The 10,729-nt window shown below is 72.8% G+C and carries 5 protein-coding genes; 1 reads left to right on the top strand and 4 read right to left on the bottom strand.

Annotation, left to right across the window (positions count from 1 at the left end; genetic code table 11):
• Positions 1–154: 154 nt before the first annotated feature.
• The 4 genes from ABTZ17_RS21340 to ABTZ17_RS21325 all read right to left on the bottom strand — a co-directional run bounded on the left by ABTZ17_RS21340 (position 155) and on the right by ABTZ17_RS21325 (position 10,036).
• Positions 155–6,436: a DNRLRE domain-containing protein gene (locus tag ABTZ17_RS21340; RefSeq protein ID WP_352197247.1), complete on the bottom strand. Its 6,282-nt coding sequence runs from the start codon at positions 6,434–6,436 to the stop codon at positions 155–157.
• Between the two features lie 269 nt (positions 6,437–6,705).
• Positions 6,706–7,098, bottom strand: a complete 393-nt coding sequence (locus tag ABTZ17_RS21335) for an STAS domain-containing protein (protein ID WP_352197246.1) — start codon at positions 7,096–7,098, stop codon at positions 6,706–6,708.
• Entirely contained in the window at positions 7,095–8,192 is a 1,098-nt protein-coding gene (locus ABTZ17_RS21330; protein ID WP_352197245.1) for a cobalamin B12-binding domain-containing protein, read from the bottom strand. The genes ABTZ17_RS21335 and ABTZ17_RS21330 overlap by 4 nt, the downstream gene beginning before the upstream one ends.
• Positions 8,189–10,036: a PP2C family protein-serine/threonine phosphatase gene (locus ABTZ17_RS21325; RefSeq protein ID WP_352197244.1), complete on the bottom strand. Its 1,848-nt coding sequence runs from the start codon at positions 10,034–10,036 to the stop codon at positions 8,189–8,191. The genes ABTZ17_RS21330 and ABTZ17_RS21325 overlap by 4 nt, the downstream gene beginning before the upstream one ends.
• Positions 10,037–10,370: 334 nt before the next feature.
• On the opposite strand from ABTZ17_RS21325, the gene ABTZ17_RS21320 reads away from it, so the two are divergent.
• Positions 10,371–10,709 carry an STAS domain-containing protein gene (locus ABTZ17_RS21320; RefSeq protein WP_352197243.1) on the top strand — a complete coding sequence of 113 codons (339 nt, stop codon included), beginning with the start codon at positions 10,371–10,373 and terminating at the stop codon, positions 10,707–10,709.
• Positions 10,710–10,729 lie beyond the last annotated feature (20 nt).

Below are 10,729 nucleotides of genomic sequence, written 5' to 3'. Positions count from 1 at the left end.
CGTGCTCTGGGCGATGCTGCGTGACAAGAGGCTGTTCACCTCCGCCCCACCGGTCACGCAGGCAGCTTGACTTCGTCATTGAGATTCCTTCGGGGTCGGATGTGCCGAGGGGGCCGGACGACGGGTGTCGTCCGGCCCCGTCAGGGTGCGTCGGTCACCGCTTGAAGCGGAATCCGCAGTGCTTGTTGGTGCAACGTACGTTCCAGACCGCGGTGTTGCGGGCGGGAGCGTAGCCGAACCACGCGGAGGTGTAGTAGTCCATCTTCATCTCGAAGCGCTCCTGGAAGCCACAGATCGGGATGATCTTGAACATGCACACCTGGCCCTTGCCGTTGGCCTTCCATTGGTGCCAGGCGTAGCGGTTGACGCTGCGGTAGGCGCTGTGGAGGGACAGGCTCCAGCCGATCTTCGAGGCGGTGCCGCCCTCGTCGCCCCAGCTGGAACCGCTGGACCAGGTGATGCCGGCGTTCTTGGTGCAGACCTCGACCCTCATGCCGACGGTGCCGATCTGGATCGGGACGCCGCCCTCGAAGACCTTGTAGCTGCGGGTGTAGGTGCGGCAGGCGGTGCCGGTGGTGTCGCTCTTGTTGACCGGGTCGCCGCAGGAGTAGTCGTAGCCGTTGCAGCTGCCGCCGGGGACGGAGTCCTGGCTCAGGAAGCGGCCGGTGACGGGCGAGTACAGGCGGGCGCCCATCAGGACGGTGCCGTCGGCGGTCTCGGTGGAGCGCTGGCGGGAGCCGAGCCAGCCGTAGCGGGCGGTCTCGCCGGTGGTGTTGCCGTACTCGTCGGTGGACAGGACCCGCGGGGCGAACGCCGTGTCCAGGGGGTACTGCACGGCCACGTCACCGTGGAGGTCCGTGAGCTGCAGGGCGGTACCGCCGCCGGCGATCGCGGCGAGGACGCCCTCGCTGCTCTTGACGAATCGACTGGTCTGGCGGGGCGCCGCGCTCTCCAGGATCCAGTCGGGGCTGTCCGCCTCCGAACCGTAGTGGTTGGTCCGGGTCGCGGTGGTCTCCCAGGCCCCCTCGGTGGACTTGGACTCGGCCGTCCAGGAGCCGAGGCGGCCCGCGGCGTCCAGGCTCCAGCTCTGCCGGCGGTCGCCGGTGGTCTGGGAGCGGACCATGTCGTTGGCGAAGTAGGCGTAGTCGGTGCCCGCGGCCTTGGTGGTGCGGCCGAAGGCGTCGTACTCGGTGCCGGCGGCGATCAACCGGTCGGCGCTGTCGTAGGAATACGAGGTGGTGTCGCCCGCCCCGTCGGCGCACGGGGCGCCCTCGGTGCCCGTGGTCACGTTGAGGGAGGTGCGGTTGGCATTGGCGTCGAAGCCGTAGGAGCGACGGGTGCAGATCTCGTCAGCCGCGGTGTCGTCGGTCCGGACGAGGGCTCCGGCTCCGTCGTAGCTGTAGCGGCGTTCCTGGGTGCCGCCGCTGGTGCGGTCGCTGCGGAGCAGCTGGCCGTGGATGCTGAACTCCGCGGTGTCGGAGAGGATCACGGCGCCGTCGGAGTTGCGCCGGTAGGTGCGGGTGATCGGGTCGCCGGTCTGGTCGCGGGTGACGGTGAGCGTGATGTCACCGGGCAGCTGTTCCTGGGTGAGGTTGCCTTCCAGGTCGTAGGCGGGGGTGAAGGTGCCCGCGTCGGAGTCGGTGGTGGCGGTGGGCAGGCCACCGGGCAGGGCGGCGTCGTACCGGTAGGTGCGGGTGGACGGGGCGGAGTCGGTCACCTTGACGGGCCGGTCTGCGGCGTCGTATTCGGTGACGGTGGTGTTGCCCGCGCCGTCGCCGTAGGAGGTGAGGCGGCCGAGCTTGTCGTAGGCACGGGTGATGGTGGCGTCACCGGTGGTGGTGGTCAGCGGGTTCCCGGACTCGGGGCTGTAGGTGACCGTGGTGTCGGCGACGGCGTCGGCGGCTCCTCCGGTGACGGTGGCCTTCAGGGTGCGGCCCGCCGGGTCGGCGGTCACGGTGGTGGTGCGGGTCTGCCCGTTGGCGGTCTCGGTGAGGCGGGCGACGCCGCCCCAGCGGTCGTATTCCGTCGTCTTGACGGGGAGGGCCGTGGGATTGTCACCGCCGCCCGTGATGGCTCCCGCGGGGCCGGTGCTGCAGGGCAGGCCGGCCCATTCGGGGTGGCCCTGGCAGGCGCCGGTGCCGCCCGCGCTCCAGTAGGTGGTGATCTCGGTGCCCGCGTCGGATCCGCCGGACTTGGGAGCGGTGCTCTTGGTGAGGCGTCCCTGGGCGTCGTACTCGGTCAGGCGGGTGATCTTGCGTCCGTCGGCGTCCTGGACGGCCTTGGTGCGCAGTCCGCTCTTCCAGTCGTAGCCGCTGGTGCTGGTGCGCCGGTCGGCGTCCTGCGGGTAGCCCTCGATCCAGGCGCCGGTGATGACGGTGGTGGGGCGGTCGGAGACGGGGCTGTCGGCGGGACGGCCCTCGTCGTGGATGGTGCGGGTGTGCTCACGGGCGGCGACCACGGATCCCGCGGGCAGCGCGGGCCGGGGACCGGCCGCGGCGACGGGCTCGACGAGCGTGACCCGGTGCAGCGGACGGTGCAGGTCGGTCTCGCGGAGGCCGTCGGCGCTGTAGGTGGTGAGGGTGGAAAGGAGCTGGGCGCGGTCGGCGGTGGAGCGGTCGGCGATGCCGAGGGCGTCGAGTTCCGTCTGGCGGGCGGGGGTGCCACCGAGGGCGAGTTCGCGGTTGTTGGGCGACAGCTCGCGGACGGGGTTGCCGTGCCGGTCGTACTCGACGGTGCTCAGGCCACCGCCCGGCAGACCCTTGTTGACCTCACGGCCGGAGGGGTCGATGTAGCTGACCGTGGCGCGGGTGTAGGCGTCGCCGGTGAGGGCGGCACCGTCGTGACCGGCCGGTTCCGTGCCGGTGGGGAACACCGCGGTGGCGTCGGAGGGCAGGCCGGTCTGGCCCCAGGCGGCGGCGTTCTGGGCGCCGAGGGCGTGCGGCGCCTTGTCGCCGGTCAGGGGGACGTCGTACACGATGCTGCTGGCCGTCTGCCCCTCCGTCTCGGAGGTCTCGCCCTGCTTGAGGGCAGGGCGGGAGACCTTCAGGAGCATGCCGTCACCGGCAGTGGCGGCGTTGCCGGCCTTGCCGTAGTGGAAGGTCCAGGGCAGTTCCCCGGCGGGGGTGAGGGTCGCGACGCGGCCCGCGGAGTCGTAGGTGTAGCCCGTCTTGAGAGCGGGAGTGATGCGCGGGTCCCAGCCCTCGCGGAGGCGGCCCTGCTCGTCGTAGGCGTAGCGCGCCACGGCGGAGGGGGTGGAGGCGCTCTCGCCGGGTCCGGTCACCCAGATCCTGATCTCCTTCACCCGGCCGGTGTGGTCACCGAAGGTGCCCGCGGTGGCGGTGGTGGCGGTGGCGTACACGTACTCCAGGACGCGGCAGCCGGCGGTCGCCGGGGTGGCCTCGCAGGTGGCGACGGAGACGGCGGGCGTCGGGTTGACGACCCACTTGGGGCGGGCGAGGACCTTGCCGTCGACCGTGACCTTCTCGGCGATCACCTTGGTGGTGGAGTCGTCGGTGGGCAGGGCGGTGGCGGAGACGTTCCAGACGTCCAGGGCCGGGTCGACCTTGGTGAAGGTGGTGGTGATGCCGTCGGTGTTGCGCAGGGTGAAGGTGCCGGTCAGGGAGCCGGTGAGGGTGAACTGCTCGGAACCCGGCTCGGGACGCCAGCTGCCGCCCGCGGCGGCCGTGAAGCCGACCTTGCCGCCGTCGACGTCCATGACGGCCACCGAGGTCGCGGACGTCTTGCGCAGGTGCGTCCAGTCGGACTTGGTGAGTTCGGCGACGACGCCCGCGTTCCACTGCGGGCCGAAGATGGGTGCCTGGCCCTCCTGCTCTGCCGTGCTCCCGGCGCGGGAGGAGGCGGAGCGGGTGACGGTCAGGCCGAGGATGTTGGCGTCCGTGGAGGAAAGGCTGTAGTCACCGGTGAGGAGGTTGACGGAGCCGGGCCCCACACCGGTGCTGGGCGCGGAGCCCGCGCGGCGGTCCACCGTGACGGTGTTGTGGGGGGAGGCGTCCGTGGCCGTGCCGTCGGTGAAGACGGCGCGGACGTCGACGGGACCGTCCTCGGCGAGGGTGTCCGTGATGTTCCAGACGAGCCCGGCGGGCGTTCCTCCGGTCACGGCGGCGGGCCAGGTGACGATTCCCGCGGGGTTGGACGCGGGCCGGACGTCGGCGACCGGGATGTCGCGCCAGGAGTCCAGCTCGCCGCGGCGGTACTGGTAGCGGACTCCGGTGTCGCTGTCCTTGCCCTGGGCGTTCAGGGTCAGTCGGCGGGCCGGACGGTCACCCTGCGTCGGGTTCAGCAACGCGGCCCCCGCGCCGGCGCTGAAGACGTGGGTGCGTTCGACGGACAGGTTGCCGGCGGCGTCCTTGGTACGGACTCCGACGGTGTGCCTACCGGCTCGGAACGTGAGGTTCCGGGAGACGGCGGCGCCCGTGGTGGCGACGGCGGTCCAGGCTCCGGCGTCGAGCCGGTACTCGATGGCCGCGACGTCCGTGGTGGGCGGAGTGAAGGTGAAGGACCCGGTGAAGTTGCCGGAGGCGTCCGGGGTCCCGCTCCACTGACCCGCCGGGAACTGCCCGGAGGAGACGGTGGGGGCGGCGGGTGCCACGGTGTCCACGGTGAAGTTCTGCCAGGCCGACCAGGTGCCGTTCCAGGCGGAACCGTCGTAGACGGCGGCCCGCCACTTGTACGCGCCCGGGGCCAGGGCGGTGGTCGGGGTCCACGAGGCGTTCGTCCCGGAGGTCGCGAAGGCGGACTTGCCGGTCTGGACGGCCGCGGTTCCGTTGGAGGCCCAGATCTCGAAGCTGAGCTGAACGGTGTTTCCGTCCGCGTCGCTCGCCTTGCCCGTCAGCGTGGGCGTCGAGTCGGAGGTGACCGCTCCGGCGAGCGGGGCGACCGCGGTGGCCGCGCCGGGCTTGGTGTTGTAGGTGACGGACAGGTAAGGGGTGTTGGAGGTCGCGTTGCCGGAGTTGAAGCGCTTCCAGCCGTACTCGTCGGCCTCGTCCGTGGCCCGGATGCCGAGGGTGTTGTTGGCGTTGCCGTTGGCGGCCCAGGCCGCGGCCAGGGTGGTGACATCGGCGTTGACCCAGCCGTCGGCGCAGCCGGTGCCGAAGCCCTTGGTCTGCGTGGAGGAGGCCCACTTCTTGTTCCAGCCGGGCTGCGCGGTCCAGCGCGAGGCGGTGGAGGCGACGCCGGTGTCCCAGACCTCCCAGGACTTGGCGGTGCAGGACCAGGAGTGGAAGTTCCACAGGTTGAGCTTGGCCGCCTGGATCTGCTTCCCGGCGATCTTCGCCATGGGGAACTGCAGGAAGGACCGGGCGACCTGGCCGGAGCCGTTGTTGCCGAGCTTCAGCTCGGTGGCCGAGGACTGGTCGGTGCCGTACCCCTGCTGCACGAAGGTGTCGAATCCGGCGCCGATGTTCACCGCGGGGTCGACGGTCACGGGGAAGGCTGTCTTCGGATCAGCGAGGAAGGCCGCGTCCGGGGTGAGCGTGAGGTCGATCCGGGCTCCCTTCTGGGAGACCTTCAGTCCGACCTTGGCCTTCCGCGTGTGTTCGCCGGTCCGCGGGTCCACAGTGGCGTCCCACATCACGGGGGCGGGCAGGACGCCCTGCTGGCGGCCCGTGCGAAGGTTCAGGAAGGACACCGAACCATCGGCGTTGGCACGGACCTTGAGTCCCTTGGCGGTCATGCTCAGGGTGACCGAGCCGTTGGCCGCGACCGCCGAGCGGTCCTTGAGCTCCAGGAACTGCTCGAAGCCGGTACGGGTCGCCTCGATGATCAGGTCGGTGGCGGGAAGGGCGTCCGCGTAGCGGGCGGTGTGGCCCTTCAGGCTGGGCTCGGGGAGGACGCCCCGCCACCCCAGGGTCACCGCCGTGCCCTTGCCGTCGTCGAGGAGGGCCAGCGGGACCGAGGGGGTCTCCGGACGGCCCGCCTTCGCGGCCCGCGCCTTGAAGGACTTGGCGTCGGTGCCCTTGGTGCGGCCCGCGAGCCGGAGCCCGAGCGGATGCGCCTGCGCGGCCACCGACCCGTCGGCCCGACGGACCAAGTCGGCGTCCACGGAACGCCACCGCCCCGCGGCGTCCTTGAAACGGACCGGCCCGGACGCGGCCTCCAAGGTGGTGGAGCCGTTCGGGTTGACCCAGGTGGTGGCGGTCTCCGTGCGCTCGGAAAGGACTTCGATCCGGCGCTTCTGCAGCCGGGCCATGAGCGCGGCCGAAGCGGCGTCGGCCGCTTCGGCGGGGCCGAGGGCCTTGGGCCGGGCGGTCCCCGCGGTCGGGGTCAGCGCCACCGCGGGCAGGGCCATCGCGCTGAGCGCGACGGTTTCGATGGCGAGCGCCATCACGACGAGCGCGGACACGCCCTTGTTCCGCCGCGCGCCCGAGGGCGTGCTCCGGTCCGCGGGCATGGCGGACCGCCTCAATGATCTGGACATCGTTGGCTTCCTCTTCGGGCCCGGTCAGCGGGCCTCGGTCGGTTCGCGAGGAGTAGACCAACAAGATCTCGGGCCCGTAAGAGGAGTTGAGGAGAATCTGAGCGACCCTCAAAGAAGTAGAAGGCCGCACTCCGAATGGAACCGGAAATATCGATTCCGACGTCTGGGCTTCTTCCCCTCGCGGGCGGGAGCGGGGCCGCAGCGTGACGCGCGTAGCATCCCGCCCCGGCCGTCACCCCTGACAGGGCGCTGGGGCGCGGTTCCGCCGCTCAGGTGGCGTCGGCGCCGGCGGCTTCCTCGGGGGGTGCCGCGCGGTCCTCCGTGGGGACGGGGGCCGTGAGGTGGTCGAGGGTGTTGGTGAGGCGGAGCAGGCGGTCCAGGGGGGCGGGGCGGCGCTCCAGGTACAGGGGCAGACCCGCTGCGTCCGTGCGGCGGCGGATCATGATCAGGGCGGAGAGGCCGGAGGAGTCGATCCGGTCGAGCTCGCCGAAGTCCAGGCGGACGGCGCGCGGGGGCGGGGTGTCCGCGAGCCGTGCGGCCACGGCGGCGACGAGTCGGTCGCCGGTGTGGTGGTCGAGGTCGCCGGTGACGCGGACCGTGAGGGTGGCGGCGGGGCCCGGCTCGACGGTGCAGGTGAAGGCGGTGTGGGGCGGCTTCGTCATGAGCGGGTGGCGGGTCCGGGGGTGGCGGGTCGGGCGGGGTGGGCGCGGAGGGCTTCGGTGCCGTCGCGCAGCAGGGTCAGGGTGCGGGGGAAGTCGTGCAACTGCACGGCCAGGAGGTCCAGTCCGACGATGAGGGACCGCGCGGGCACACCGCGGGCACCGAGGATGTCGGCGGTCCAGGTGAGGAAGGCCGCGAAGAGGTCGGCGTCGTCCATGTAGAGGGCGGTGGCGAGGAAGTCCACGATGTGGGCGAGGTCTTCCGCGGTGCGTTCGCGCTGGGCCGAGGTGTAGCCGCCGGCGGCGGGGAAGCCGCCTTCGAGGTCGGTGAGGACCTGTTTGACCAGTTGGGAGCGGCTGCGGACGATCAGGGTGTACTCCTGGTCGTCGAGGTGCGGGAGGTCGTCGACGGCCTGGCGGATGGCGGCCGGGGCGGGGCGCGGGAGTCCGGCGGCCAGGATGTCGGCGGCTCCGCGGGCGTCGGGGGCCCAGCGGTCGGCGCCGAGGGCGCGGGCGTAGCGGCCGTCGTGGCCGAAGGCACGGCCGCCGACCATGACGGGGACGCCGATGGCCTGGCAGGCGGTGATCGCGGCGTGGGCGGCCGGTAGGTGCGTCGGGAGGGAGCCGGAGAGCAGCACGGCTTCGGGGTGGGTCTGGTGCAGGTGGGCGATGAGGTGGGGGGTGGGGGTCTGGGCGCCGAGGTAGTCGACCCGCCAGCCTCGGAGGCGGAGCGTTTCGGCGAGCAGGCGGGCCGGGAAGGCGTGCCATTCTCCGTCCACGCAGCTGACCGTGACGCGGCCGCGGGCCGGTTCGGTGTCGGGGCGGCGGGCGGTGCGGCGGTGGGCGAGGGCGGCGACGGCCCGTTCGTTGATGGCGGTCGCGGCGTGTTCGCGAGCCACGGTGAGCCGGTCCGCCGCCCATTCGGCGCCGACCCGCTCCTGGACGGGCGCGACCACGTCCAGGAGCAGGGTCTCTTCGTCGTAGCCGGCGTTCTCCAGGGCTTCGCGGAGGACGCCGACGGCGGCGTGCTCGTCGCCGTCGGCCACCGCCAGCCACAGCCGTTCCTTCAACTCCTCTGACAGGGCAGGAGCGTTCACCCGTTCTTCGTCCTTTCCTCGCTGCCGGCGCCGCCACCGACCACGGAGAGCGGTCCGGTGCGGGGCGCTCCGATGGCGACCACGGCCATGTCGTCGTGGCGCCCGGTGCCGAGCCATTGGGAGGCGAGCATCCGGACCCGTTCGACCACGGCTTCGGCGGGCATGCCCGCGCATTCGGTGAGGGCGCGGGCGAGGCGTTCCTCTCCGAAGAGTTCGTCGCCGAGGGGTCCGCCGCGGGCCTCGGTGATGCCGTCGGTGTAGAGCAGGCAGAGGTCGCCGGGGGCGAGGACGCGTTCCACTGTGCGCGCGGGCACGGCCGGCAGGGCGCCGACGAGGGTGCCGCGGGTGGGGACGGTCTCGACGGTGCCGTCGGCGCGGACGATGAGCGGGGCGAGGTGCCCGGCGCTGGTGAGGCGGAGGTGCGCGCGTCCGGCGCGGCGGCGTACGGAGGCCAGGACGAGGGTGGCGAAGCGGGTGTGGTGCGAGCTGAGGAGGGCGCCGTTGAGGAGGTCGAGGACCCGCTGGTGGTCGTCGGCCAGGGGCAGCAGGGCCTGGAGGGTGTTGCGGATCTTGCCGGTGAGGACGGCCGCGTCCAGTCCCTTGCCGGAGACGTCGCCGAGGACGACGAGGCTTTCGGCGGCGGGGTGCGGGCCGGGGTGCACGTCGTAGAAGTCGCCGCCGACGCGTTCGTGGTCGGTGGAGGCCCGGTAGCCGCCCGCGTACTCGATCCCGTGGACGGCGTGCAGGTCGGGCGGGAGCAGTTCGCGCATCAGGACGGAGGTGATGGAGGCCTGTTCGGTGTAGAGGCGGGCGGCGGCCAGGGCGGCGCCCGCGCGGGCGGCGAACAGCCGGGCGAAGACCTCTTCCTCGGCGCTGAAGGCCCGCTCGGTGGCGGAGCGCAGCAGGATCAGGGCACCGGCCGGCATGCCGTAGCCGGGGAGGGGGACGACGATCACCGAGCCGACGGGGGTGGCCAGTCCGTCGGGGACCACCCAGTCCGGGACGGTCGCCGGGTCGATCCAGCGGGTGGGGACGGGCGGGAAGCCCTGGAGGGCTTCGGCGAGCCCGGGCACGCTGCGCGGGTCCACCCGGAGGAGGGCCTGGTGGGCGGTGGTGCCGCGGCGGGCGTAGGTGAGGGGGTGATGCCGGCCCTGGGACGGGGCCACCAGGACGGCCGCGTCGGCGAGGTGGGAGGCAGCCAAGGAGGCGGCGATCTCCATGCAGCGCGGCACGTTGAGGGTGGACAGCAGGGTGGAGGAGGCCCCGGAGAGGATCTCCGAGCGGGTGCGGGCGCTGTCGAGGGCGGCCTCGGCGGCACTGCGGTCGGTGTGGTCGACCAGCCACCAGACCACGTCCCCACCGTCGGGGGACGGGGTGGGGTGGGCCTCGAAGACCCGGTCCTCGATGCGGCCGGAGAGGGGACGACGGGGGGCGGGGACGGAGGCCCCGGGGCGCGCGGGGGCGGGGGTGGGCGGGGCGTGGGCGACGGCCGGGCCTCGGGAGCGGACGGCGCGCGGCTGTGGCACGTGTTCGCGGGCGTCGCGGCCGGCGGGTTCCGGGTCCGCCGCGGCCGGCGGATCGGCGCCGACGGCCGGTCCTGGGGCAGCCCGGCGGGAGCGTCCGCTGAGGGAGCGGTGGGCCTCGGCGAGCCAGGCGGGCGCGGCCTCGTCGAGCCGTCCCCCGGCCACCGCGTCCGGGAGGACCAGCCGGGCGGCTTCGTTGACCTGCACCAGGCTGCCGTGCCGGTCGACGACCAGGACGGGGTAGGGGGCGTTTCCCCAGGTGGCGCCGACGTGGTCGGCGGCACTGCGGGGATGGGCAGGGGTACCGGGGGAAGCAGACACAAGCGGAGGTACGCCGTGCGCACCCCACCACCTTCCGGGTCTGGAGGACAGGAACCGTTCCGGACGACACGAGCCGTTTCCGACGGGAGGGGGTCCCGTTCCGGGGCCGGGAGCCGTCACGCCACCGTCCCTCATCGACTCCACTGATGCAAGCTGCCCCAAAAACCCCCATACAACCGCCACATGGGATCGTAACGGTCCGCGCGGCGACTCCGTGGGCTGACCCGGCCTTTCCCGGCCGGGCGCGAGTAGGGTGGTCACCCGGCCAGGGGACGCCTCGTGCATGCGTTCACCCGGTGCCGTCCCGGCGACCCGGGATCCCGAGGGGAGCACCGTGCTGCAGATCACTGCCCGCACCGGCGACCGCGTGACCGCCCGACTACCCGATCACGTCGAGCTGGAGGTGGTGCCCGCCTTGCGGGCGATCGGTGACCGGCTCATCGACGAGGGCTGTCGCCACCTCGTCCTGGACGCCTCCGACACCGTGCGCCTGGACTCCGACGGCGTGGCGCTGCTGCTCGCCTGGTACCGGCGCCTGGAACGACTGGAGGGGACGCTGAGCCTGACCGGGGTCGGCGAGCCGCCGCTCTCTCTGCTGCTGCGGCTCGGGCTGGACGGGGTGCTCGGCATCACACCCGGAGCCGGGGCCGGAGCCCCCGATGCGGGTGCCTGAACGGCACGAACCGGGCGGGG

This window comes from Streptomyces sp. NPDC097619, from assembly GCF_040302735.1.
GTDB lineage: Bacteria > Actinomycetota > Actinomycetes > Streptomycetales > Streptomycetaceae > Streptomyces.
This window is presented reverse-complemented; position numbering and strand designations above follow the sequence as displayed.

Bases quoted from the DNA above. Each gene is read 5' to 3' on its own strand.
- ABTZ17_RS21335 (WP_352197246.1), bottom strand. From the start codon at position 7,098: ATGACGAAGCCGCCCCACACCGCCTTCACCTGCACCGTCGAGCCGGGC.
- ABTZ17_RS21340 (WP_352197247.1), bottom strand. From the start codon at position 6,436: ATGTCCAGATCATTGAGGCGGTCCGCCATGCCCGCGGACCGGAGCACG.